Consider the following 24436-nt stretch of genomic DNA (forward strand, 5'->3'; position numbering starts at 1 on the left):
GGTTGAGGCGTATGGCTTCCCCGCAGACTGCTGCCAAGGTACTGGTCGCCTCGAACCGCGGCCCGGTCTCCTACGAGGTGCGCGACGACGGTTCGCTGCACAGCAAGAGGGGCGGCGGCGGAATGGTCTCCGGGCTGTCGGCGATCGGGCCGGACGCGGGCGCCCTGTGGGTGTGCTCGGCGCTGTCCGACGGCGACCGGGAGGCGGTGCGCCGCGGGGCCGGCGAGGACGGCGTGCTGATGCTGGACATCCCGGCGGACGTGCACGCGGACGCGTACAACGGCATCGCGAACTCGGTCCTGTGGTTCGTGCACCACATGCTCTACCAGACCCCGCTGGAGCCGGTCTTCGACGCGGAGTTCCGGCGCCAGTGGGCCTCGTACGAGACCTACAACCGCGCCTTCGCCGAGGCGCTGGCCGAGCGGGCGGCCCCCGGGGCGGCCGTGCTGGTCCAGGACTACCACCTGACGCTGGTGCCGGGGATGCTGCGCGAACTGCGCCCGGACGTGCGGATCGGGCACTTCTCGCACACGCCGTGGGCGCCGCCGGAGTACTTCGCGATGCTGCCCGACGACATCGCCCGGCAGGTCCTCGGCGGGATGCTCGGCGCGGACCGGCTCGGCTTCCTCACCCGGCGCTGGGCGGACGCCTTCGAGGCGTGCTGCGAGCGGTTCGCCGGCGGGCTCGGCGGCACCCGGATCGGGGTGCACGGGCTGGGCGCGGACGCGGACTTCCTGCGGGCCCGCTCGCACGAGTCCGACGTGTCCGAGCGGATGACGGCGCTGCGCGAGGAGATCGGCACCGCCCCCGACGGCTCGCCCCGCCGCACCGTCGTGCGCGTCGACCGCACCGAGCTGTCCAAGAACATCGTGCGCGGCCTGCTGGCGTACCGGCAGCTGCTCGACGACCACGCCGAGTGGCGCGAGCGCGTGGTGCACGTGGCCTTCGCCTACCCCTCGCGGCAGGACCTCGCCGTCTACCGCGACTACACGGCCGAGGTGCAGCGGGTCGCCCAGGAGATCAACGACGCCTATGGGACGCCCGGCTGGACGCCGGTCGTCCTGCACGTCAAGGACGACTTCGCCCGCTCCCTGGCCGCCTACCGGCTGGCGGACGTGGCCCTGGTCAACCCCATCCGGGACGGAATGAACCTGGTCGCCAAGGAGGTGCCGCTCGTCTCCGACGAGGGGTGCGTCCTGGTCCTGTCCCGTGAGGCCGGCGCTTTCGAGGAGCTCGGCGAGGACGCCCTCCCCGTCAACCCGTACGACGTGATCGCCACGGCCGAGGCGCTGCACGAGGCCCTGTCGGTGCCCCCGGCGGAGCGGGCGGAGCGCTCCAAGCGCCTGGCGGCCGCGGCGACGGCCCTGCCCCCCGCCCGGTGGTTCCTGGACCAGCTGAACGCGTTGACGGGGGACGGGGCGGCCTGACCGGTCAGGTTGTGGGCGTGCGGTCCGTCTTCGTGCGGTCCGCGAGGGTGCGCAGGAGTGCGACCACGCCCTCGGGGCCCGGGACCACCACGTCCGCCCGCTCGGAGAGTTCCGTGACCTCCTCGCTGCCGCTGCAGACCAGGAGGCCGGGGACGCCCTTGGCCCGCAGGTCGTCGACGGCGGCGTAGGCGGGCAGGTCGCCGAGGTCGTCTCCGGCGTACAGGACCGCCTCGGCGCCGAGGTCGTGGGCGAGGTCGCTCAGGGCCTTGCCCTTGTCCATGCCGGGCGGGCGCAGTTCGAGGACCATCCGGCCCGGTTCGACGATGAGGCCGTTGCGCTCGGCCAGGTCGGTGAGCGGGCCGCGCAGGGCGTCGAAGGTGCCCTGCGGATCGGCGGCGCGGCGCGTGTGCACGGCGACCGCGTGCCCCTTGTCCTCGATCCAGGTGCCGTCCTCGTGCTCCGCCAGCAGGGCGGGCAGGGCGGCGCGTGCGGCCGCGACCCCGGGGTGCGGGTCGGGTGCGGACAGCTCACCGCTCGCGGCGTCCCAGCGCTCGGCGCCGTAGTGCCCGAGCACCACCAGGTGCTCCAGGCCCGGGACCCCGGCGAAGCCGCCGTGGTGCACGGCCACCTCGGCGGGCCGGCCGGTGATCACGGCCACGGCGGCGACCTCGGGTGCGAGCCGGGCGAGCGCGGGCACCGCCTCCGGGTGGGCGCGCGCCTTCTCCGGGTCGGGCACGATCGGCGCGAGGGTTCCGTCGAAGTCCAGGGCGACCAGGGCGCGGGCGGGCCGGGCGAGCAGCGCGGCCAGCCCGTCCCGGCCGGGGCCGGTGGTGGGCTCCGGGAGGGCCGCGCCGGACGCGGGGGCGGACGGGGTCGGGTCGTTCGGATCGTTGTGACGGGCCATACCTGGACACTATCCAGCGGCGGGCCGGGTAGCCCTCAGCGCTCGGACCGCCTCGCGTCGCGCACCCGGCGCAGCCGGTTCACCGTCACCGGGTCGTGGGCCAGGGCCCTCGGGTCGTCCAGCAGGGCGTTGAGCAGCTGGTAGTAGCGCACCGGCGCCAGGCCCAGCTCCTCGCGTATGGCGCGCTCCTTGGCGCCGGGGCCGGGAAAGCCCCGGCGCTCCAGGGCGAGCACTGCCCGTTCGCGGTCGGCGAGGGCCGGCTCGGGCCGTTCCTGCTGCTGGTCCATGCCTGGCACCGTAACCCCCGCCACCGACAGCGGCTGCTACTCGGCGGCGTCCAGCCGGTTCGCCGTGGTCTGGAGCCGGGCCAGGACCGTCGCCGGGCTGCCGCCCGAGGTGACCGTCGCGCCGATGCTCTTCTTGACGTCCGCGCTGACCGTGGCCCAGGAGGTCCGGCCGACCGGGTAGAGCTCGGAGGACGGCAGCTGCTCCAGGAAGGGCTTGAGGTCGGCGTCCTCCTTCGCGCCGGACATCACGTGGGACGCGGAGGTGGTGACGGGGAGCAGGTCGTAGCGCCGGGAGAAGTCCAGGACGTTCTTCTCGTCGTAGACGAAGTTCAGGAACGTGCCGATCTGCTCGGCGTGGTCGTTCTGCTTGAACGCCATCATCCAGTCGGCCACGCCCATGGAGAACTTGGTGGGTCCGTCGAGGCCGGGCATGGGCACCATGCCGAACTCCACGCCCTTCTTCTCGGCCGTCTGCATCAGCGAGGGGTGCCCGTTGAGCATGCCGACGTCACCCTTGGTGAAGGCGGTGAAGGCGTCGGCGCGGTTCAGCTCGCCGGGCGGGACCGGGCCGGTGAGGCCCTTGCCGACCAGGCTGTCCCGCAGCCAGGTGAAGGTGCTGACGTTCTCCGGGGAGTCGATGCTGTAGGTGCCGAGCTGGGGGTCGGTGTAGCCGCCCCCACCGCTGAGCAGCCACTGCATCGTCTCGGCCTGTGCCTCCTCGGACCCGAGCGGCAGCGCGTACGGGTACTTCACGCCCTGCGCCTTGAGCGCCGCGGCGGCGGCCGCCAGCTCCTTCCAGGTGCGCGGCGCGGACAGGCCGGCCTGCTGGAAGAGGGTCTTGTTGTAGAAGAGCAGCCGCGTCGAGGACGCGAAGGGAAGGCCGTACTGGACGCCGTCCACCTGGCCCGCCTCGGCGAGCTGCGGGACGAGGTCGGCCTGCACCGGGATGGAGAGCAGGTCGTCGGCCGGGTACAGCAGGTCCTTCGCGGCATAGTCGGCGTAGGCGCCGATCTGTGCGAGGTCGGGTGCCTCGCCCGCGGCGACCATCTCCTTGACCTTGGCGTCGACCTCGTTCCAGGAGTACACCTCGACGTCGACGGTCACCCCGGGGTGCTCCGCCTCGTACGCCTCGGTGAGCTTGTCCCAGTACTTCCGCGAGCTGGTGGCCTCGCTGTCGCCGTAGTCGGCCGCCACCAGCGTGAGCGTGACGTCGTCCGTGTCGCCGGTCACTCCGCAGCCGCCCAGCACCGCCGTCATGCCCAGTGCGGCCACCACCGCGACGACCGTTCCTGTACGCCTCCGACCACGCCGTTGCACGCGAATCCGCCCCATACCTCTGTTCGAAAATTTCGAATCGTCATACATATGTGCCCCCACAGGTCTACACCACGCAAGTGGACTAGACCTCTCGCGGGTTGGCAAGCCACACTGTCCCCGTGAGACATGTCATCGCCCTCGACGTGGGCGGCACCGGGATGAAGGCCGCCCTGGCCGGGGCGGACGGCGAGCTGTTCCACCAGGCCCGCCGGCCCACCGGCCGCGCGCGCGGACCGGAGGCCGTCGTCGAGGGCATCCTCGACTTCGCCGCCGAGCTGCGCGCCCACGGCGAGCAGCACTTCGGCGAGCCCGCGGCCGCCGCCGGTGTCGCGGTCCCCGGGATCGTCGACCCCGAGCGCGGCCTCGCCGTCTACGCCGCCAACCTGGGCTGGCGGGACGTCCCGCTGCGCGATCTGCTCGCCGCACGGCTCGGCGGGGTCCCCGTCGCCCTCGGCCACGACGTGCGCACCGGTGGCCTCGCCGAGGGCCGCGTCGGAGCGGGCCGCGGCGCCGACCGCTTCCTGTTCGTGCCCCTCGGCACCGGGATCGCCGGCGCCATCGGCATCGACGGCCGGGTGGAGGCGGGCGCGCACGGCTTCGCCGGCGAGATCGGCCATGTCGTCGTCCGGCCCGGCGGCGCCCCCTGCCCCTGCGGACAGCGGGGCTGTCTGGAGCGGTACGCCTCGGCGGCCGCCGTCAGCGAGGCCTGGGCCGCCGCCTGCGGCGACCCGGAGGCGGACGCCGCGGACTGCGCCAAGGCCGTCCTGTCCGGCGACCCGAACGCCGTCCGCGTGTGGCGGACGGCCGTGGACGCGCTCGCCGACGGTCTGGTCACCGCCCTCACCCTGCTGGACCCGCGCACCCTGATCATCGGTGGCGGTCTGGCCGAGGCGGGGGAAACCTTGTTCACACCCCTGCGGGACGCGGTCCGGCGGCGGGTCACCTTCCAGAAGCTGCCGGAGATCGTCCCCGCGGCACTCGGGGACACGGCCGGCTGCCTCGGTGCCGGTCTTCTGGCCTGGGATCTCCTCACATCCACCGACCGCACGGAGGAATCGGCCTGATGGCAATCCCCTCAGGGGCGCGGGACAGCGCCACAACGCACCCCCGGCCCGCGGCGGACAGGGGTCCCCTCGTCCTGTCCGGCGCCCACGTGGTCCTGCCGACGGGGACGCTCGAAGAGGGCCAGGTGATCGTCGACGGCGCCCGGATCGCCGGCACGGCACCGGAGAACGCCCGCCGTGCCGACCTCACCGGCCACTGGATCGTGCCGGGCTTCGTGGACATCCACAATCACGGCGGCGGCGGGGCGTCCTTCACCTCGGGCACGCCCGAGGACGTCCTCCAGGGCATCCGCACCCACCGGCTGCACGGCACCACGACCCTGGTCGCCTCCACCGTCACCGGCGACATGGACTTCCTGACCCGCCGGGCCGGGCTGCTCTCCGAGCTCGCCGAGCAGGGCGACATCGCGGGCATCCACTTCGAGGGGCCGTTCATCTCGCCGTGCCGCAAGGGCGCGCACTCCGAGGAGCTGCTGCGCGACCCGGACCCGGCGGACGTCCGCAAGCTGGTCGACGCGGCCCGCGGCCACGCGGCGATGGTCACCCTCGCCACCGAGCTGCCGGGCGGCATCGACTCCGTACGGCTGCTCGCCGAGCACGGCGTGATCGCCGCGATCGGGCACACGGACGCCGGCTACGAGCAGACCGTGGAGGCGATCGACGCCGGCGCGACCGTCGCCACCCATCTGTTCAACGCGATGCCCCCGCTCGGCCACCGCGAGCCCGGCCCGATCGTGGCCCTGCTCGAGGACGAGCGGGTGACGGTCGAGCTGATCAACGACGGCACCCATCTGCACCCGGCCTCCCTGGAACTGGCGTTCCGTCACGCGGGCGCCGACCGGGTCGCGTTCATCACGGACGCGATGGACGCCGCCGGCTTCGGCGACGGCCGCTACATGCTCGGCCCACTGGAGGTGGAGGTCGCCGACGGCGTGGCCCGCCTGGTGGAGGGCGGCTCGATCGCGGGCTCCACCCTCACCCTGGACCGCGCCTTCAAGCGCGCGGTGACCATCGACCGGCTGCCGGTCGGGGACGTGGTGGCGGCGCTGTCGGCCAACCCGGCCAAGCTGCTCGGCCGCTACGACCGCGTCGGCTCGCTGGAGCCCGGCAAGGACGCCGACCTGGTCGTCCTGGACGCCGACTTCGAGCTCAAGGGCGTGATGCGCCGCGGTGAATGGGTGATCGATCCCCAACTGGGGTGATGTGTCCGCCTGTTGAGGGCGGTGGTTGTCCTGGGAGACTGTGACGGCCGCCGCCCTTTTGGCATGATCGTGACGCCCGCACCGGACGTCCGCGGGTGAACGGCACACGCATCGAGAACTTCTTTCGGGGGAGGTCGGCCCAGGTGATCCTGACGGTCACGCTGAACACCGCTCTCGACATCACCTACCGGGTCGGGGCGCTGCACCCCCACACCTCCCACCGGGTCTCCGAGGTCACCGAACGCGCCGGCGGGAAGGGCCTGAACGTGGCCCGCGTCCTGGCGGCCCTCGGCCACGAGGTGACGGTCACCGGCTTCGCGGGCGGCGCGACGGGCCGGGAGGTGCGGGAGCGGCTGACCGCCGTCCCCGGGGTGGTCGACGCCCTGGTCCCGGTGACCGGCCCGACCCGGCGCACCGTCGCCGTCGTCGACGACCGCACCGGTGACACGACCCAGCTGAACGAGCCCGGCCCGACCGTCTCGCCCGCCGAGTGGTCCGCCTTCCAGGAGGCGTACGACACCCTCGTCGCCGGCGCGTCCGCGGTGGCCCTGTGCGGCAGCCTGCCGCCGGGAGTGCCGGTCGGGGCCTACGCCGGGCTGGTCCGCTCCGCGCGGACGGCCGGGGTGCCGGTCCTCCTCGACACCAGCGGCGAGGCGCTGCGCCGGGGTGTCGCCGCCCGCCCGGACGTGCTGAAGCCGAACGCCGGGGAACTGGCCGAGCTGACCGGGTCGCACGAGCCGTCCCGGGCGACGCAGGACGCGCGGCGCAGGGGCGCCCGCGCCGTGGTGGCCTCCCTCGGCGAGGGCGGACTGCTCGCGGTCACCCCGGAGGGGCGCTGGCGCGCGGCCCCGCCCGCCCGGCTGCGCGGCAACCCGACGGGCGCCGGCGACGCGGTCGTCGCGGGGCTGCTGTCGGGGCTGGTCGAGGATCTGGCCTGGCCGGACCGGCTGGCCCGGGCGACGGCGCTGGGCGCGGCGAGCGTGGCGGCACCGACGGCCGGAGAGTTCGACCGGGGCGCCTACGAGGACCTGCTGGCCCGGGTGGCGGTGACCGGCGAGGCCACCGCCGCGTGAGCCGTGCCCAGGTCGTGTCCGTAAAGTCGCGTCGTCCGCCCGTAGGGCGGGCCGAGCGGCGTCCGGTGCGTGCTCCGGGGGTACCCCCTGCTCGAAGAGCTTGGGGGAGCGTGCCGGGCGTCGAACGGCAGGCGGGACTTTGCGGACACGGCCTAGGACATGGCCTAGGACTTGACCCAGCCCTTGACCAGCCACACCTGGTCGAGCAGGGCGTCGCACTGGTTGCCCTCCTCGCACGACACCTTGATCGTGTTCGTGCCCTTGTTGAGCTGGACGTAGTTGTAGGTCTTCGTCCAGCCCTTCTCGTAGTCGCCCTCGGCGGCGTTCGCGTAGTTCTTGAGGTTGACCGGAGCGGTGGAGGGCGTGCCGTTGACCGTGAGCGTGGCGTTCTGGTCCTTGCCCGGGACGCTGTAGCCGACGTAGACGGTGTACTTGCCGCCCTTCGGGATGCCGTTCACCGTCCAGGTGACCGACGAGCCGACCTGGTTGAAACCGGTGACGTACACGCCGCCGTCCGCCTGGGCGCCCTTGACGTCGGACGCGGTGGCCGCGGTGCCGCCGAGGGCCAGCGTCTTGGCGTCGCTCTTCGGCAGCTCGACCTCGTCACCGGGGTCGGTGGTCTTCGAGGGCTTGGACTCCGCGCTCTGGGACTGCGTCGGGCCCGCCTGCGCGCCGTCGCCCGAGGGGTCGTCCTCGTCGTCGCCGCCGAGCATGGCCACGCTGATGCCGATGACGACCGCCGCGACGACCGCGATGGCGCCGATCAGCAGGCCCTTGGTGTTGGGCCCGCGACCGCGACCGCCGCCACCGGTTCCGGCGCTGTGGGACATCTGGGTCGTCTGCGCCCCGCCGGGCAGGGTCTCCGGGGCCGCGTAGTGCGCGTTGGGCTGGCCGTAGGCGCCCTGCTGCTGCGGTATCTGGCCGGGACCGGCCGGCTGCTGGCCGTACTGGCGCTGGCCGACGGTCCGCACCCGGTTGACGGCGTTCGGGTAGCCGTAGCCACCGGACGGGGGCTGGGCGCCGTTGGCCTGCCCGTCGGCGTAGAGGTAGCCGAACGGGTCGTCGTCCTCGGGCGTAGTGGCGCCGTTGTTGCCGGACGTCATCCCTTGGTACTCCTCACCAGGTGCGGGCTGCGATGCAGGGGGTCAGAGTGGCGAGCCTACCCGCTCCTGTGCGCCCAAACGGGTGACTCACACCGCACCAGCTCGCTGACCTGGACTTCATCCCGCCCGTCTGTGCTGTTTGGGACGAGATCGTTTCTCTACGTACATCCGCTCGTCGGCGGACTTCAACACTTCGTCCGCGGTCATTCCGCAGTGTGCCCATCCGATGCCGAAGCTGGCGCCCACGCGCACGGCCCGGCCCTCGGCCCGGATGGGCTGGATGATCTCGTTGCGCAGCCGGACGGCGAGGTCCTGGGCGTCGGCCCGGCCGAGCCCGTCCGCGAGGATCACGAACTCGTCGCCGCCGAGCCGGGCGACCGTGTCGCCGTCGCGGACGCCCCGGGTCAGCCGCCGGGCCACCTCGATGAGGACCGCGTCACCCGCGTTGTGCCCGAACCGGTCGTTGATCGACTTGAAGCCGTCGAGGTCGCAGAAGAGCACCGCGAGGCCCTTGGTGCCGTCGTCGCGCCCGGACTCCTCGGGCGCGACGGTGTGCACATGGTGGTCGTAGGCGTCCAGCGCCGCCGAGCCGGGGAAGTCGAAGCCGTGCCCGTTGGCGTCGAAGACGGCGGGGTGGCCGTAGGCGGCGTCCGTGGACTCCAGCGCGCCCGCGTGCGCCTGGCGCTTGCACAGCCGGGCGGACAGGCGTGAGCGCAGCTCCGCCGAGTTCGGCAGGCCGGTGAGCGAGTCGTGGGAGGCGCGGTGGGCGAGCTGGAGCTCGCGGCGCTTGCGCTCCTCGATGTCCTCGACATGGGTGAGCAGGAAGCGCGGGCCGTCGGCGGCGTCCGCGACCACGCTGTTGCGCAGGGAGACCCAGACATAGGTGCCGTCCCGGCGCGCGAGCCGCAGCTCGGCCCGGCCGCCCTCGGCGGAGGTGCGCAGCAGGGTGCCGATGTCCTCGGGGTGGACCAGGTCGGAGAAGGAGTAGCGGCGCATCGCGGAGGCCGGGCGGCCGAGCAGCCGGCACAGGGCGTCGTTGGTGCGCAGGATGCGGCCGTGCTGGTCGCCGCCCATCTCGGCGATCGCCATGCCGGAGGGCGCGTACTCGAAGGCCTGCCGGAAGCTCTCCTCGCTGGCCCGCAGCGCCTGCTGGTCGCGCTCCAGACGGACCAGGGCGCGCTGCATATTCGCGCGTAGACGTGCGTTGCTGATGGCGATGGCGGCCTGGAAGGCGTACATCTGGAGCGCTTCGCGGCCCCAGGCGCCGGGCAGCCGGCCGTTGCGCGGGCGGTCGACCGATAGCACGCCGATCAGCTCGCCGCACGCGCCGCCGTGCACGCCGGGCGTGTACATCGGGGCGAAGAGGCGGTCGGCGGGGTGCCACTCGTCCTCGAAGCGGGGCGCGGGGCCCTCGGTGTACCACTGCGGGACGTCGTCGTCGTCGAGGACCCAGCCCTCGGTGTGCGGGATGAAGACCAGGTCGCCCCAGTGCTCGCCCATGTTCAGCCGGCGGTCCCAGGAATCGCGGGAGCCGACGCGGCCGGTGATGAGGGCCTCGGCCGCCGGGTTGCCGGCGAAGGCGGCGACCACGAGATCGCCGTCGGGGCGCACCAGGTTGACGCAGGCGAGTTCGTAGCCGAGGCCGTTGACGACGCCGTCGGCGACGGTCTGGAGGGTGTCGGCCAGGCTGCGAGCCGTGTTCATGTCAGCCATGACCTGGTGCAGTTGCCGCAGGGTCGCAAGACGGACGTACGGTTCCGACTCGGTCTCCATGCTCACCCTCCCCCCGAGACCTCGCAGCGCTTCAAGGGTGCTCTTCGGCATATCGTCCTTGCTGGGTTCACCGCCACTGAATCACAGCGCGCTGCCCACTCGGTACACAGGGTCAACAATTAATGGCCCTTGTGACTCAAGTCACAGAAGAACATGAACAATTGAGCGGCGTTTCCGCGTTTTTCCTGTGCGTTCACAGAACGCAAACTTGGCGCCTGTGTGGAGGTGCCGCGAAACGCCCCGGAAGCCCGTACGTCGCGAGTCCTAGGTCCGTTCTCGTCCGCAGGCCCGATGTGCCCGCCGTCGGCCGACATTAGCGTTTCCCCGTGCCGAACTTCACCACTCCCGCGCCGCCCGTCACCGCCGTCCTCCCCGCCTCGCGCGGCCCCCACGGGCATGCTGAGGGAGTGAGCAACGACGAGTTCCGCGCCGCCATGTCGCGGCTGGCCGCGGGTGTGGTGCTGGTGACCGCCCTGGAGCCGTCCCTGGACCCCGACGACCCGCACGCGCCGGCCGGCGAGGACGTCGGGATGACGGCCACCGCCTTTCTGTCCGTGTCCCTGGACCCGCCGTTGGTGCTGGTCAGCCTGCGGGAGGGCTCGCGCATGGACGACCTGCTCGACGAGCAGCCGCTGTGGGCGGTGTCCGTCCTCTCCGAGAGCCAGCGGCACATCGCGGGCCGCTTCGCCATGAAGGGCCGGGTGAGCGACCGGCTGCTCTTCGCCGACATCCCGTACACGCGCGGCGCCGAGACGGGCGCCCCGTTGGTGGGCGGCGCGCTCGCCACGCTGGAGTGCCGCACCGAGCAGCGCGTGACCGCCGGCGACCACACGCTGGTGATCGGCCGCGTCCTGACGGCCTCGCTGCCGAGTCCGGACGGCGGTCCGCTGACGTATTTCCGGGGCCGTTACCGGCAGTTGAGGTGATCTCCGCGCGCGATGAGCGGCCGTCGCGGAGGAAATTCCCGCGCCCGTGGAAGATCGCGCGGCTTACCCTCCCGGGATGACGTCGATCACTTCCTCGCCGCGCCTCGAAAAGATCACACCTGGAAATCTCGAGTCCGCCACGGGCATACGGGTCCGCCCCGACCAGGAACACGCGGTGACCCCGGTCGTGGAGTCCCTCGCCGAGGCGTACGTCCACCCCGAGGGGGTGGCCTGGCCGCGGCTGATCATGGACGGGGAGCGCCCGGTCGGCTTCCTGATGGCCTTCCTCGACATCGACTGGCTCGGCGACGGCGGCAGCGTGCGCCGCTCGGGGCTGTGGCGGCTGAACATCGACGCGCGTGAGCAGGGCCGTGGCTACGGCCGGTTCGCGGTCGCGTCCGTGGCCGCCGAGATCCGCCGCCGCGGCGGCCGTGAGCTGTTCGTCACCTGGCACCCGGGCCCGGACGGCCCCGAGGGCTTCTACCTCGGCCTGGGCTTCCGTACGACCGGGGAGACGTCCGGCGACCAGACGGTGGGCGTGCTGGACCTGACGACGGCGAGTCTCTAAGGGCTGTCCCGAGAGCCTTCAGGTCCAGTCCCGGCCGGAGCGGCCGCGCTTGGTCCGGGCGCGCTGCTTCTTCTGCTGCAGCCGCCGCTCGTTGATCCCGCGCGGGACGCGGGTGGGGCGGCGCGGCTTGGGCGGCGGGGCCGTCGCCTCCGCGAGCAGCGAGGCCATCCGTACGGCGGCGGTCTCGCGGTTGCGCCACTGGGAGCGGTGCTCGGAGGACCGTACGGTCAGGACGCCGTCGACGAGCCGGCCGGCCAGCCGCTCCAGCGCCCGCTGCTTCCACACCTCGGGCAGCGCCTCGGTGGCCGCGAGGTCGAAGCGCAGCTCGACCTGCGAGTCGCTGGTGTTGACGTGCTGGCCCCCGGGACCGCCCGAGCGCGAGAAACGCCACATGAGCTCGGTCTCCGGGAGGGAGACGGAGCCGCGGATGACATGGGGACCGGACATGTCCTCCATGGTCCCGCGCCTGTCCCGTCCACGTCACGCGAATATCGGCGGCGTACCGGTGGCGGTTGCCCCCTGCGGGCGTACTTCGGCAAAGAAAGTAAAGACACCTGGAACTGAGGTACCGCTCCCCGCGTTCATAGGGGTAGCTGTAGCTTCTAGCCGTACCGCAACGAGGGAAGGGACTCCCAACAATGGCTGTAAGCCTGTCCAAGGGTGGCAACGTCTCGCTCACCAAGGAGGCTCCGGGCCTGACCGCCGTCACCGTGGGTCTCGGCTGGGACGTCCGCACCACCACCGGCACGGACTTCGACCTCGACGCCTCGGCGATCGCGGTCAACACGCAGGGCAAGGTCTACTCGGACGCCCACTTCGTCTTCTTCAACAACAAGCAGACCCCGGACAGCACGATCGTGCACACCGGCGACAACCGCACGGGCGAGGGCGCCGGCGACGACGAGGCGATCAACGTCAACCTGGCGGGTCTGCCCGCCGACATCGACAAGATCGTGTTCCCGGTCTCCATCTACGACGCGGAGAACCGCTCGCAGAACTTCGGCCAGGTCCGCAACGCGTACATCCGCATCGTGAACCAGGCAGGCGGCGCCGAGATCGCCCGCTACGACCTGTCGGAGGACGCCGCGACCGAGACCGCCATGGTCTTCGGCGAGCTGTACCGCAACGGGGCGGAGTGGAAGTTCCGTGCCGTCGGCCAGGGTTACGCCTCGGGTCTCGTCGGCATCGCGCAGGACTTCGGCGTCAACGTCTGACGGTCCCCCGCACCGACCCGAACCCCCCGGTCCGCCGGGGGGTTCCGGCGTCGTACGGCCGCGCGGGCGGCCCCTCCGATAGGTTGCCCCCGTGATCCTCGACCCCCTGCCGACCACCCCCGACCACGACATCCCGGCCCCGCTCCTGACCGAGCTGACCGCCCTGTACGCCTCCAACCGCGCGTTCCAGGCGCTCAGCGGCGACTTCCCCGACCCGGACGACATCCGGCCGGAGCAGGTGGCGGCGGCCCTGGCCGACGAGCTGGCCGTACCGGGGGCGGAGGTCCTGCTCGCGCGCAGCGCCGGACGGCTGGTCGGCGTCGTGATCACCCTGGCCCGCCACCCCGACCCCGACGACCCGGACCCATGGATCGGGCTGCTGATGGTGGACGCGTCGGCCCAGCGCCAGGGCCACGGCACCCGGCTCGCCGCGCTCGTGGAGGAGCGCCTGTCGGCCGCGGGCCACACCGGCGTCCGCCTCGCGGTCCTCGACGGCAACGCTCCGGCCCTCGCCTTCTGGGCGTCCCTCGGCTACGAGGCGATCGGGCACGGCAGGGACCGTGAGCACGACCGGCCCTGCACGGTGCTGCGCAAGTCCCTGGCCGTGACCCCGCGCGCGGTGCTCACCGGCGCCCGGGTGGCCGTGCTCGACCCCGAGGGCGCGGTGTTCCTGTTCCGCTACGCCGACGACGAGGCCGGCCCGCACTGGGCCCTGCCCGGCGGCCCCGCCTCGGAGGAGGACCCCCGCGAGACCGCCGTACGCGAACTGCGCGCGGAGACCGGCTGGACGGACGTGCAGCCGGGGCCGCTGCTGTGCACCTGGGACCACGACTTCACCCACCAGGGCATCCCGCTGCGCCGCCGGGAGCACATCTACCTCGCGCTCGGCGCGCGCCGGGAGCCGACGGGCCCTCAGCTCGGCGAGGACGGCGGCGAGATCCTCGGCTGGCACTGGTGGACGGCGGCCGAACTCGTCGCCGCGCCCGAGCCGTTGTGGCCGCCGGACCTGGCCCGGCTGCTGGCCTCGTACACCGAGAGCACCGAGAGCACCGAGAACGGGGATTCCTGACCCGTCATGGACTGGACGACCCTCGCCGCCACGGCCCTGGGCGCCTTCGTCGGCGTCGGCTCGACCCTCGTCGCCGACCGCGTCCGTTGGCGCCGCGACCAGGCCGACCGCACCCGCCAGGAACGCCGCCGGATCCACGTCACCGCCCTCACCACGTACCGGCTGGCCTACGAGGACATGCGCGAGGCCGCCGTGACCGCCGACGGCCGGGAGCGCGCGGCGGCCGTACGGCAGGCGTTCCGCTCCTCGGGCTGCGACGAGGCCCGCGAGAGCGCCCTGCTGTGCGTCCCGCAGGAGATGGCGGACGTCCTGGAGGCCGTGTACGCCACCCTCCGGGACCTGCAGACCGCCTTCGCCACCGGCGATCCCCCGCTGGACTCCGCCGCGATGCAGGAACGCCGTCTGAAGCACGCGGAGGCGGTGTGGGCGGCACGGGCGGCGATACGGAAGGACGTGGAGAAGGCCGAGTCGCGTTAGGGGCGCTCGGGCCTGCCCTTCCCGTACAGCCAGTTACTCCAGATCGGGGTGAAGTCCTCGTCGGGGGCTGTCCGCTCCACGTACGACGTGAAGTCGTCGGTGTCGGCGTTGCCGTGGCGGTGCTTCGCCGCCCAGCCCCGTACGAGCTCCCGGAAGTCCTCGTCCCCGACCGTCTGCCGGATCTTGTGGAGCACCATCGCGCCACGCGAGTAGACGGGTTCGTCGGAGATGCGGTCGGCGCCGGGGGGATCGGCGGGCGGGAAGGACCACAGGTCCTCGTGCTCGTCCTCGCCGTGGTCGTAGAGGGCGTCGAAGGTCTCCTGCGCGCTGTCGCCGCCGTGGTCCTCCCGCCACAGCCACTCCGCGTACGTGGCGAAGCCCTCGTTCAGCCACATGTCCCGCCAGCTCTCCGGGGTCACCGAGTTGCCGAACCACTGGTGGGCCAGCTCGTGCACGAGCAGCCCGGTGTCGGGGGCGCCGGGGAAGACGGGACGGTTCTGCGTCTCCAGCGCGTACCCGGCGTCCTGCTCACCGGCGACGATCGCGCCGGTGGAGGCGAACGGGTAGGGGCCGAAGGCGTCCTCGCCCCACCGCACGACCTCCGGCAGCGTCGCCAGCGCCTTCCGGGCGGCCTTCTCCTGGCCGGGGACGACGGCCGCGTACACGGGCATCTCCCGGTCCGCCACCGTGCGGACGGTGGACCGGTGCACGGTGTAGTCGCCGATGGCGAGGGTGGCCAGATACCCGGCCATCGGTTCGGCCGTACGCCAGCGGAAGGCCGTACGGCCGCCGGTGGTGCGCCGGCCGGCGAGCTCCCCGTTGGACACCACCTCGGTGCCCTCCGGCACGGTCACCGTGACGTCGTAGGTCGCCTTGTCGGACGGGTGGTGGTTGCCGGGGAACCACGCCATCGAGCCGGTCGGCTCCCCCAGCGCGAGCGCCCCGCCCCCGGCGGTGCGCAGCCAGCCCTCCTTGGAGCCGTCGGGGTCGGTGACAGTGCGGGGGCTGCCGGAGTAGCGCACGACGGTAAGGAAGGTCTCGCCCTCGACGAGTTCGTCGCGCGGCCGCACGATCAGCTCCTGGCCGTTGCGGCTGAAGCGGGCGGGACGCCCCTCCACCTCGACCCGCTCGACGTCCAGGCCGGTCAGGTCCAGGTCGAAGGCGGACAGGTCCTTCTTGGCACGCGCGGTGATCTCGGCGGTGCCTGCGAGATGCCGGGTGGCGGGGTCGTAGGACAGGTCGAGGGCGTAGTGGCCGACGTCGTAGCCGCCGTTGCCGGCCTTGGGGAAGTACGGGTCGCGCACGCCCGGGCCCCCGGGGGTGCCGTCGACGCCGCCGCACGCGGTGAGCGCGAGGGCGAGCAGGGCGCTCAGGGCGGCGGCGGGGACGGCGCTGAGGCCGGCGCCGGGGGCGGCGGGTGCGGTACGGGACACGTCGGTGATCCTATGAGCGCGAGCCGTGACACCATGCCCAGCGTGCTCGACATCGGCTACGCCCTCTCCAACCGCTTCCCCGACCCGCCGCAGACGGACTACCGCCGCGCGGACGTGCGCGCCCTGCGCCACGACCTCTTCTGCGGCGACGTCTACCTCGCCGACACCGAGGCGGACCGGGAGCTGTCCACAGCCTGGGGATGGGTGCCGGTGCTCGACTTCGCTTGGGCGCTGTGCGACATCGTGGAGCGGCTGGACCGGGACCCGGCCGGCTCCCGCGCCTCCCGCCAGCAGCACGCGGAGCTGGACTTCACCGAGTCCACGGACCGCATGCTCTTCGAGCGCCGGTTCGGCTGGGTGGACATCGAGGCCGATTGGATGCCGGCGGAGGAGCCCCCCCTGACCTTCTCGCACGCCGACCTGCGCCGGGAGGCCCGGGACTTCCTGCACGACCTGATCGCCGACCTGGTCGACCTGCACGAGGACCTGGGCGAGAACCCGGCGATCTGGACACTCCAGGCACGGTTTCCCCGGCTGCCGTGAGACGCGGGCCGCGCGCCCGTCACCCCTCCACGCGGATGCCCACCTGCGCCGCCAGCGCCGGTGCCAGGTCCAGCAGCTGCCCCGTACTGATCACGGACCCGGACAGCCGGTCCAGGCCGCCCGCGATGTCCAGCTCGGTCGCGCCGCGCAGATCCACGTCCGTCAGGGTCGCACCGGTGAGGTCGGCCCCGCGCAGCACGCAGTCCACGAACTCCACCCGCTCCAGACGGGCGCCCCCGAAGTCCGGTTCGACCAGGACACAGCCCTCGAAGACGACGTCCCGGAGCTTCGCCTTGCGCAGATTCAGATAGTCGATCTTGCCGCCCCGGACCACCACCCGCTCCAGCACGGCTCCGTGCGCCTGCGTCCCGCCCAGCCGGGCGTCCAGCACCTCGACGTCCCGCAGCGTCGCCTCCGCGAGGTCCGTGCCGACCCCGCGCGGCGCCGAGAGCACCGAGTCCAGGAGCCGGGCGTACCGCAGCCGTGTCCCGTCCAGCACACAGCCGCGCAGCGCGCAGTCCATGAAGCGGGCGCCCCCGCCGTCCTGCTCGGAGAGGTCCGCCTCCGCGAACTCCAGCCCGTCGTAGTCGCCGTCCGGCTCCAGCCCGCCGCCCCCGTAGGGCTCCAGCGGCGGCAGCCGCAACTCCGGCCGCCGCGCACCCGGCACACCCCCGCGCCCCGGACCCCGCGCCGCGCCGGCGCCCGCACCCCTCGCTCTTCCCGCCATGCCCCCATGCTGCACCCCGCCACTGACAACGCCCGTCACCTGCGGCGATCCCCGGAGTGTTCGGTGCCCGGGGGCGATGTCACATCCGGGGCACCCGGGCCGTCGTACCGGCAAAGGAAGGCCCACGGGCGCACCGAGCGCGAGGGAGATCCCCAGCCATGCACCGCATCACCGTCGTCGGCGGCGGCTTCGCCGGACTCACCGCGGCCATCACCGCCGCCGAGGCGGGCGCCGAGGTCACCGTGTACGAGGCCCACCACACCCTGGGCGGCCGGGCCCGGACCGCGGACGGCCCGTACCGGACGAACGAGGGACCGCACGCCCTCTACAACGGCGGCCCGCACTGGACGTGGCTCGCCAAGCGGGACCTGATCGGCCCGCTCGCCCCCATCCCGGCCCGTGAGGCGGCCCGTTTCCGGCTCCGGTACCGGGGCGCACTGCGCCGCACCCCGCCCCTCGCCCTGCTGAAGCTGCTGCGGCCCGGTGTGCCGCAGGCGCCCGTCGATCAGGACTTCCGGACCTGGGCGACCGGCGTCGCGGGCGAGGAGGCCGCACGAGTCGCGGCGCACTACGCGGCGGTCGCGCTCTTCCACCACGACCCCGGCGCCCTGTCCGCCGCGTTCGTGCACGAGCGGCTGCGCCGGGCCACCCGGCTGCCTCCGGAGGCGCACTATCCGCGCGGCGGCTGGGCGAGCGTCATCGACCGGATGGCGGCGCGCGCCTGGAACCTCGGGGTGCGCGTGGAGACGCTGGCCCGGATCGACACCCTGCCGACGGACACCCCGGTCGTCGTCGCCACCTCGCTGGCCGCCGCCCGGCGGCTGCTCCGGGACGACTCGCTGACCTGGCCGAGCGGCCGGACGGCGCTGATCGACCTCGCCCTGCGCACCCGGCGCGGCGACGCCTTCATCGTCTCCGACCTGGACGCGCCGGGCTGGCTGGAGCGGTTCACCGCCCAGGACCCGTCGCTCGCGCCCGCCGGCGAGCAGCTGATCCAGGGGCAGATCCCGATCGCCCCGGACGAGTCCCGCGCGGACGGCTCGGCCCGCGCCGAGCAGCTCCTCGACCTCGGTTTCCCCGGCTGGCGCGAGCGGGTCACCTGGCGCCGCGACGCCCTCGCGAGCGGCCGCACCGGTGCCGTGGATCCGCCCGGCACCAGCTGGCGGGACCGGCCGGCCGTGGACCGCGGCGACGGCGTCCATCTGGCGGGCGACCAGGTGGCGGCGCCGGGCGTGCTGTCCGAGGTGTCCTTCACCAGCGCGCTCACGGCCGTGTCCCTGGCGCTCGGCCGGAAGGCGCTTGACCTCGACCAAGCTTGAGGTCGGAGCATCGTCGCAGCGTCCCCGTCCGCCCGGGCGGGACGCCCGACCGACCCGCACCGTCAGCGAGGGGGACCCGCGATGCACGCCATCCGTCTGCACACCTTCGGCCCGGCCGAGAACCTCACGTACGAGCAGGTCGACGACCCGGGCCCGGCCCCCGGCCAGGTCCGGATCGCCGTCCGGGCCGCCGGCGTCCATCTGCTCGACACGGCCCTGCGCGAGGGCTTCCAGGGCCCGTCGCCCGAGCCGCCGAGCCTGCCCACGATCCCAGGCCGCGAAGTGGCCGGAGTCGTGGAGTCGCTCGGCGAGGGCGTCGCCGGACTCTGGCTCGGCAAGCGGGTCGTCGCCCACCTCGGCTTCGCGCCGGGCGGCTACGCCGAACTCGCCGTCACGGACGTCGAGCGGGTCCACGAGATCCCGGAGAACCTGGACTTCGCGCAGGCCGTCGCCATGATCGGCACGGGCCGTACGGCGCTGGGGATCGTCCAGTTCGCCGAGTTCGGGCCGGACACGGTGGCCGTCGTCCCGGCCGCGGCGGGCGGCCTCGGCACCCTGCTCGTGCAGTACGCGAAGAACGCCGGGGCCCTGGTCGTCGGCCTGGCCGGCGGACCGGAGAAGACAGCGCGGGTCCGCGAGAACGGCGCCGACCTCGCCGTCGACTACACGGACCCGGGCTGGCCGGAGAAGGTGCGCGCCTTCCTCGGCGGACGGCCCGCCACCGTCGTCCTCGACGGCGTCGGCGGCGAGGTGGCCCGCGCGAGTGTCGCCCTGCTCGGGCCGGGCGGCCGGCACCTGGTGTTCGGCTGGTCCGCCGAGGGCCTGCGCGGCGGCGGCCCCCTCCTCGTCGACGGGGTGTCAGAACAGGTCCTGGGCCCCGCGATGCTGCGCCGGGCCGGTGGCCCCGACCCGCTGCGGACCCTGGAGCTGCGCGCCCTCACCGAGGCCGCCGCGGGCCGTCTGGTCCCGGCCGTGCAGCGCTTCCCGCTCGCCCGGGCGGCTGCCGCCCACCGCGCCCTGGAGACCCGCGCGACCACCGGGAAGGTGGTGCTGGAACCATGACCGCGCCCCGGCCACGACGGCCGTCCTCCCCAGATGCGACGCCTCCCCAACCATGGTCTTCTGGCCAGATGACAGTCACCCGAACGGGTGAAGGCGCCCGGGAAGCAGACCCCCGCCGCTGGTGGGGTCTGGTGGTCATCGCACTCGCGCAGCTCATGGTGGTCCTCGACGCGACCATCGTGAACATCGCGCTCCCCTCCGCCCAGGCGGACCTCGGCATCTCCGACGGCAACCGCCAGTGGGTCATCACGGCCTACACGCTGGCGTTCGGAGGGCTGCTCCTGCTCGGCGGACGCATAGCCGACCTGGCGGGCCGAAAACGCACCTTCGTCATCGGCCTGATCGGCTTCGCCGCCGCCTCCGCGCTGGGCGGTGCCGCCACCTCCGCCGGGATGCTGTTCGGCGCCCGCGCCCTCCAGGGCGTCTTCGCCGCCGTCCTGGCCCCGTCCGCCCTGTCGCTGCTCACCACGACCTTCACCGACCCCAGAGAGCGCGGAAAGGCGTTCGGCATCTACGGCGCCCTGGCCGGCAGCGGCAGCGCCATCGGCTTCATCGTCGGCGGCGTCCTCACCGAGTACCTGGACTGGCGCTGGTGCCTGTACGTCAACGTGCCGATCGCCGTGATCGCCGTGATCGGCGCCTACGCCCTGCTCCACGACAGCCCCGTCCATGCGGGCGCCCGCCTCGACGTGCCCGGCGTACTCCTGGGCTGCGGCGGCCTGGTGGCGATCGTCTACGGCTTCGCCGAGGCGGAATCCCGAGGCTGGACCGACGCGCTCGTACTCTCCATGTTCGCGGCGGGCGTGGCCCTGCTGACGGCGTTCGTCACCTGGCAGACCAGGGCCCCGGTCCCCCTGCTGCCGCTGCACATCGTCAGGGACCGCAACCGGGCGGGCTGCTTCCTGACCATGGCCCTGGCGGTCATCGGCCTGTTCGGCCTGTTCCTCTTCATGACGTACTACCTGCAGGTCATCCTCGGCTACAGCCCGGTGATGACCGGGCTGGCCTTCCTGCCCCTGACGGCCGCCATCATCATCGGCTCCACCCAGATCGCCGCCCGCCTCCTGGACCATGTGGCACCCCGCCTGCTGATGGCCCCGGGCGCCCTGCTGGCCGCGACCGGCATGGTGCTCCTGACCCAGCTCACCGTGAACTCCTCGTACGCGGCCCACGTCCTGCCCGCCCTGATCCTCATGGGACTCGGCATGGGCCTGATCTTCATGCCGGTGTTCGCCACGGCGACGGCGGGCGTGGCACCGCAGGACTCCGGCGTCACCTCGGCGACGATCAACACCTCGCAGCAGGTGGGCGGTTCGATCGGCACGGCCCTGCTCAACACGATCGCCACCACCAGCTCCGCCGCCTACATCACGGCCCACCTCACGACCCCGGCCCGCCGCGAACTGGTCACCCAGCAGGGCATCGTGCACGGCTACACGGTGGCCATCTGGTGGGCGGCCGCCATCATGCTCCTGGCCGGCGTCGTAGCGGCCCTGATGGTGACGACAAAACCCCCGAGCCACGGCACACCCCACCCGACACCGGCGGAGGAACCGGTGACTTGAGCACACGAGGGAGGGGCCCCGGCGGACCCGACCGGCCCGCCGGGGCCCCTCCCCCACCGTTGTCGCCAGGTCAGCGGGCAACCGCCGCGGTCGCCTTGCTCACCGCCGAGCCGTCCTTGTGCCCGGTGCGCCGCGCGATCACCTTCACGGTGATCTTCTTGCCCTTCTGCGCGGACTTCAGCACCAGCGAGGACTTGGTCGCCCCGCTGATCGCCGTGCCGCCGGCGTACCACTGGTAGGCGTACGACGTCGCTGCGGGGCTCCATGTCGCAGTGGTGGCCTTGAGCGTCCTGCCGACCTTCGCCGTCCCGCTGATCACCGGCAGCTTGGTCGCCTTGGGCGCGTCGCCCTTGGCCACGGTCACCGCCGCCGAGGTCGCCGATCCGCTGAGCCAGCCGGATCTGAGCGCCGTCACGGTCACCGTGAGCGTCTTGCCGACCATGGCGGCGGGCACGGTGTACGTCGCCGCGGTCGCCCCGCTGATCGCCGTGCCGTTCGCCTTCCACTGGTAGGTGTAGGACGTCGGGGTGGCCGACCAGGTGCCGGGTGCCGCGGTGACCTTGGCACCCGTCTTCGCCGTGCCGGTGACCTTGGGAGCGGCCGTGTTCGCCGGCGCGGGCCGGGGCGTCACGGTGAGGGAACCGCGCTGGAACTCCCGGCCGCCCGCCAGGACGCTGACGGTCCAGGTGCCAGTGGCCGCGCCGGTCAGGTCGACGGTCGCGGTCAGCGTCCGGTTGTCCGCCGACACCGACCGGGTCGTGGCGTTCAGCGTCCTGCCGCTCTGCAGGAGCCGCACGGTGGCGTTCGCCGGCAGCGCGGTACCGGTCACCGTGAGGGTGACGTCGCTGCCCGCGGCCGCGGTCTCCGGACCGACGGACGTGACATTCACGTCGTCCGGGCCGCACGGCGTCGCCGCACAGTTCAGCCGGGCGCGGTAGGAGGTGCCGGCCGCCTTGTCCGGGAGACCGAGCAGGAACACGCTCGGGGCCGCGCCGCCGGACGAACTCCCCGCCGCGCAGCGGTAGCCCGAGGACGAGCCGGTACAGCCGTCGTTCCACGCGCTGTCGTACAGCGTGGGCACGGCGGTGGCCGTGGCCCCGGTGGTGTCCTCGATCTCGGCGTCGAACCGGTCGTACCCGGCCGTCGGCAGCACCGCGCACATCGCGCTGTGCTCCTCGTCGAGCGTCCCGGTCACGGGCCCGTAGCCGTACGCCACCGACGGCACCCTCGTGCACTCCGGCGCCGGACCGTCCGCGGTCGCGACACGCAGCGCGTCCAGACGGTAGGCGGGCGCCGCCTTGAGGGTGGCCGGGGTCTGCACGAGGACCTGGTGGGTGGTGGACCCGGTGACCGCACAGGAGCGGTTGCGGAAGGAGCATTCGGCGGTGCCGTCGCCGCCGACCACCATCATGTTCGCCGTGCCCAGGGCGTCCCGCACATTGACGTGCAGCACGTCGGAGGCCGCGCTGGTGGTGACCTGGTGGCAGTTCAGCGTGCCGGGATCACCGTAGGCACCGCCCACGGACGCCCCGCCGACCTGCGTGGCCGCGGACTTCACGCAGCCCGCCGAGGAGGCGCTCGCGGTGACGTCACGCCGGGTCAGGGTGTATGTGGCCGCCTCGTCACGGCCGTTGACCAGCACGGTGTGGGCCTTGCCCGGGCTCAGCGGGCACAGGGACCAGCCGTGGGTGGTGGCCGAGCGCTCGCAGATCCGCTTGCCGTCGGAGTCCAGCACCGAGAAGGCCGCCGAGGCCGTACCGGCGGTGGTGACCAGCTGGAAGATCTCGGCGTCCGTGTGCGCGTCCGCCGGGATGTGCAGGCAGTGCGAGAAGACGCCGCCGCCGGTGGTCATCGTGGCTTTCGCGCCGCCCGCGCCGAAGCTTCCGGCGGGCAGCACGGGGCAGCCCTCGTTCACGTCGGTGCGGTGGAGGGCCACCGTGTAGGTGCCCGTCGCCGAGTCGCCGCCGTCCTCGGTGTGCACCAGCGCGCGGTAGGGGGCCGTGCCGGTCAGCGCGCAGTCGCCGCCGCGCAGTTCCGACTCGTCGCACTGCGGAGTGCCGGTGCGGTCCAGGACCTCCACCTCGGGGGTGAGCCCGGCCGAGGACAGCGAGGTGAGCGCGGCGATCCGCGCGCCCTGCGGGGCGTCCAGCGCCAGGCAGTCGTACTGCCCGACGGTGCTCAGCTCCCCCTTGTGCGGTCCCGTCCCGGTCGCCACGCACCCCGCGTCCGAGGCACGGTCGAGGACGACCAGTCCGGCACGGGTGTCACGGAACGGGTAGGAGCCGTCGTCGAGGACGGCCGTGTAGGTGCCCGGTGTCTTGATCCGGCACGGGTCGGCGCCGTACCGGCACACGCTCAGCCCGGCCTCGTCGTACACCCGGGCCACCCCGACCTCGCGGTCCCCGGTGACCGAGTGCACGGTGTACGGCCCGGCCGCACCGGCCGTGAACGTGAAGCACGGGTTGGTGGTGAGGTCCTGCCGCTCCAGTGCGCCGAAGGAGCTGACCGGGGCGGCGGTGCAGCCCTGCGGGTCGTCGAGCCGGCGCACCTTCACCCCGTACTCGGCGGGGAAGCCCTGCTCCGTGCGGGAGACGGTGGAGATCACCCGGTACGGACCGTCGCCCGGCAGCACACAGCTGTCCTCGCCGTCCTCCGGGAACCGCTCGCAGATCCGCCTGCCGCTCGCGTCGGTGATCCAGGCGAGGGAGTCGCCGTACGCCTTCGAACCGTGGGTGAGGCGGATCCGGTCACCGGGCTCGCCCTGGAACGGCTGGCAGTCGACCTCCACCCGGCTCACGGTCGTACGGGTGACGTCGGGCTGGTCCCAGCCGGTGCCGACGGGGTCGGCGCAGCCCCGGGTCGAGCCGAGCGGCACGAAGGTGACGGAGGCTGCCGCGTCCTCCCAGCCGCTGTTGAGCACCCTCAGGCGGTAGGTGCCGGCCGCCGGCACGGTGCACATGCCGTTGGTCGTGTACGAGTCGCCGTGACAGTCCACCTCGCTGCCGTCGGCGGCGAGCAGTTGCCGGGTCAGGGTGTTGCCGTGACCGTCGAGCGCCGGTACCAGATACAGGCCCGCGGTCTCGACGGTGACGGTGAAGCAGACGCTGGAGTCAGGTGCGACGGTCGCCCTGCCGACGGCGTCACCGGGGTCGCCGAACGGCGCGAGCGCGAGCGGCGCGCACTCCTCGGCGGCGACGGCGGGGCTCACCGCGGTCAGGGTCAGCAGGGAGGCGAGCAAGGAGACGAGAGCGGCGAGGGCGGCCGGCACCCTGGTCGGCCGCCTCCGTCTCGCCGAGGGACCTGAGCGGTCACTGGACAAGGAAATCCCCCTGGGGGTCTGGTCGTTGAGGCGATGTTCGCACACAGGTACGACATCGAACCCA

Annotated in this window: 22 protein-coding genes; 13 read left to right on the forward strand and 9 right to left on the reverse strand. The window is 73.2% G+C overall.

The features are described 5' to 3' along the window. The first annotated feature begins 11 nt into the window (after window positions 1–11). On the forward strand, window positions 12–1427 hold the full coding sequence (locus DC008_RS15465; RefSeq protein WP_108707495.1) for an alpha,alpha-trehalose-phosphate synthase (UDP-forming): 1416 nt from the start codon (window positions 12–14) through the stop codon (window positions 1425–1427). Between the two features lie 4 nt (window positions 1428–1431). Here DC008_RS15465 and otsB read toward each other — a convergent pair whose 3' ends face one another. Genes otsB through DC008_RS15480 form a run of 3 tightly spaced genes read right to left on the reverse strand, consistent with a single transcriptional unit; the run spans window position 1432 to window position 3950 of the window. Next, window positions 1432–2331 carry a trehalose-phosphatase gene (otsB, locus tag DC008_RS15470; RefSeq protein WP_108707496.1) on the reverse strand — a complete coding sequence of 300 codons (900 nt, stop codon included), beginning with the start codon at window positions 2329–2331 and terminating at the stop codon, window positions 1432–1434. A gap of 35 nt (window positions 2332–2366) precedes the next feature. Next, entirely contained in the window at window positions 2367–2618 is a 252-nt protein-coding gene (locus tag DC008_RS15475) for a DUF3263 domain-containing protein (protein ID WP_108707497.1), read from the reverse strand. Window positions 2619–2654: 36 nt separating this feature from the next. Then, complete coding sequence (locus DC008_RS15480; RefSeq protein WP_108707498.1) at window positions 2655–3950, reverse strand: extracellular solute-binding protein; 1296 nt, start codon at window positions 3948–3950, stop codon at window positions 2655–2657. Between the two features lie 104 nt (window positions 3951–4054). Between DC008_RS15480 and DC008_RS15485 the strand changes: the two genes are divergently transcribed. The 3 genes from DC008_RS15485 to DC008_RS15495 all read left to right on the forward strand — a co-directional run bounded on the left by DC008_RS15485 (window position 4055) and on the right by DC008_RS15495 (window position 7274). Continuing rightward, window positions 4055–4999, forward strand: a complete 945-nt coding sequence (locus DC008_RS15485) for an ROK family protein (RefSeq protein WP_108707499.1) — start codon at window positions 4055–4057, stop codon at window positions 4997–4999. Beyond that, complete coding sequence (nagA, locus tag DC008_RS15490; protein WP_208645880.1) at window positions 4999–6201, forward strand: N-acetylglucosamine-6-phosphate deacetylase; 1203 nt, start codon at window positions 4999–5001, stop codon at window positions 6199–6201. The genes DC008_RS15485 and nagA overlap by 1 nt, the downstream gene beginning before the upstream one ends. Before the next feature lie 143 nt (window positions 6202–6344). Then, window positions 6345–7274 (forward strand): 1-phosphofructokinase family hexose kinase, encoded by a 930-nt coding sequence (locus tag DC008_RS15495; protein ID WP_108707500.1) that lies wholly within the window; start codon window positions 6345–6347, stop codon window positions 7272–7274. A gap of 164 nt (window positions 7275–7438) precedes the next feature. On the opposite strand, the gene DC008_RS15500 is transcribed toward DC008_RS15495, so the two are convergent. Both DC008_RS15500 and cdgB read right to left on the reverse strand, forming a co-directional pair. Continuing rightward, a complete protein-coding gene (locus DC008_RS15500; protein WP_108707501.1) occupies window positions 7439–8377 on the reverse strand; it encodes a CBM35 domain-containing protein in 939 nt (312 codons plus the stop codon). Window positions 8378–8494: 117 nt separating this feature from the next. Next, the gene (gene cdgB / locus DC008_RS15505; RefSeq protein WP_108707502.1) at window positions 8495–10150 is read right to left on the reverse strand and encodes a diguanylate cyclase CdgB; all 1656 of its coding nucleotides are present in this window, start codon (window positions 10148–10150) and stop codon (window positions 8495–8497) included. 326 nt (window positions 10151–10476) lie between these two features. Between cdgB and DC008_RS15510 the strand changes: the two genes are divergently transcribed. Both DC008_RS15510 and DC008_RS15515 read left to right on the forward strand, forming a co-directional pair. After that, complete coding sequence (locus DC008_RS15510; RefSeq protein ID WP_108707503.1) at window positions 10477–11076, forward strand: flavin reductase family protein; 600 nt, start codon at window positions 10477–10479, stop codon at window positions 11074–11076. A 76-nt stretch (window positions 11077–11152) separates the two neighbouring features. Then, window positions 11153–11644 carry a GNAT family N-acetyltransferase gene (locus DC008_RS15515; protein ID WP_208645883.1) on the forward strand — a complete coding sequence of 164 codons (492 nt, stop codon included), beginning with the start codon at window positions 11153–11155 and terminating at the stop codon, window positions 11642–11644. A gap of 18 nt (window positions 11645–11662) precedes the next feature. On the opposite strand, the gene arfB is transcribed toward DC008_RS15515, so the two are convergent. Continuing rightward, window positions 11663–12100, reverse strand: a complete 438-nt coding sequence (gene arfB / locus DC008_RS15520; protein ID WP_108707504.1) for an alternative ribosome rescue aminoacyl-tRNA hydrolase ArfB — start codon at window positions 12098–12100, stop codon at window positions 11663–11665. A 182-nt stretch (window positions 12101–12282) separates the two neighbouring features. Here arfB and DC008_RS15525 point away from each other — a divergent pair, with 182 nt between their 5' ends. From DC008_RS15525 to DC008_RS15535, 3 genes are all read left to right on the forward strand, one after another. Beyond that, a complete protein-coding gene (locus tag DC008_RS15525; protein ID WP_037709701.1) occupies window positions 12283–12858 on the forward strand; it encodes a TerD family protein in 576 nt (191 codons plus the stop codon). Window positions 12859–12949: 91 nt separating this feature from the next. Beyond that, window positions 12950–13927, forward strand: coding sequence for a bifunctional GNAT family N-acetyltransferase/NUDIX hydrolase (locus tag DC008_RS15530; protein ID WP_108707505.1), 978 nt, complete (start codon window positions 12950–12952; stop codon window positions 13925–13927). Between the two features lie 6 nt (window positions 13928–13933). Beyond that, a complete protein-coding gene (locus tag DC008_RS15535) occupies window positions 13934–14404 on the forward strand; it encodes a hypothetical protein (RefSeq protein ID WP_108707506.1) in 471 nt (156 codons plus the stop codon). Here the strand turns inward: DC008_RS15535 and DC008_RS15540 are convergent. Further along, window positions 14401–15837: a M1 family metallopeptidase gene (locus DC008_RS15540; protein WP_108707507.1), complete on the reverse strand. Its 1437-nt coding sequence runs from the start codon at window positions 15835–15837 to the stop codon at window positions 14401–14403. The two genes, DC008_RS15535 and DC008_RS15540, sit on opposite strands and share 4 nt — an antisense overlap. Window positions 15838–15879: 42 nt before the next feature. On the opposite strand from DC008_RS15540, the gene DC008_RS15545 reads away from it, so the two are divergent. After that, window positions 15880–16380, forward strand: a complete 501-nt coding sequence (locus DC008_RS15545; RefSeq protein ID WP_108710715.1) for a hypothetical protein — start codon at window positions 15880–15882, stop codon at window positions 16378–16380. A 19-nt stretch (window positions 16381–16399) separates the two neighbouring features. Here DC008_RS15545 and DC008_RS15550 read toward each other — a convergent pair whose 3' ends face one another. After that, complete coding sequence (locus DC008_RS15550; RefSeq protein WP_108707508.1) at window positions 16400–17107, reverse strand: pentapeptide repeat-containing protein; 708 nt, start codon at window positions 17105–17107, stop codon at window positions 16400–16402. Between the two features lie 158 nt (window positions 17108–17265). On the opposite strand from DC008_RS15550, the gene DC008_RS15555 reads away from it, so the two are divergent. The 3 genes from DC008_RS15555 (at window position 17266) to DC008_RS15565 (ending at window position 21053) form a co-directional block, all read left to right on the forward strand. Beyond that, a complete protein-coding gene (locus DC008_RS15555) occupies window positions 17266–18426 on the forward strand; it encodes an FAD-dependent oxidoreductase (RefSeq protein WP_108707509.1) in 1161 nt (386 codons plus the stop codon). A gap of 81 nt (window positions 18427–18507) precedes the next feature. After that, window positions 18508–19488, forward strand: coding sequence for a zinc-binding dehydrogenase (locus DC008_RS15560; protein WP_108707510.1), 981 nt, complete (start codon window positions 18508–18510; stop codon window positions 19486–19488). A 68-nt stretch (window positions 19489–19556) separates the two neighbouring features. Beyond that, window positions 19557–21053, forward strand: coding sequence for an MFS transporter (locus DC008_RS15565; protein WP_108707511.1), 1497 nt, complete (start codon window positions 19557–19559; stop codon window positions 21051–21053). A gap of 70 nt (window positions 21054–21123) precedes the next feature. Here DC008_RS15565 and DC008_RS15570 read toward each other — a convergent pair whose 3' ends face one another. Beyond that, the gene (locus DC008_RS15570; RefSeq protein ID WP_108707512.1) at window positions 21124–24321 is read right to left on the reverse strand and encodes a Tat pathway signal protein; all 3198 of its coding nucleotides are present in this window, start codon (window positions 24319–24321) and stop codon (window positions 21124–21126) included. Window positions 24322–24436 lie beyond the last annotated feature (115 nt).

The organism is Streptomyces nigra (genome assembly GCF_003074055.1).
GTDB classification, from domain to species: Bacteria; Actinomycetota; Actinomycetes; order Streptomycetales; family Streptomycetaceae; genus Streptomyces; species Streptomyces nigra.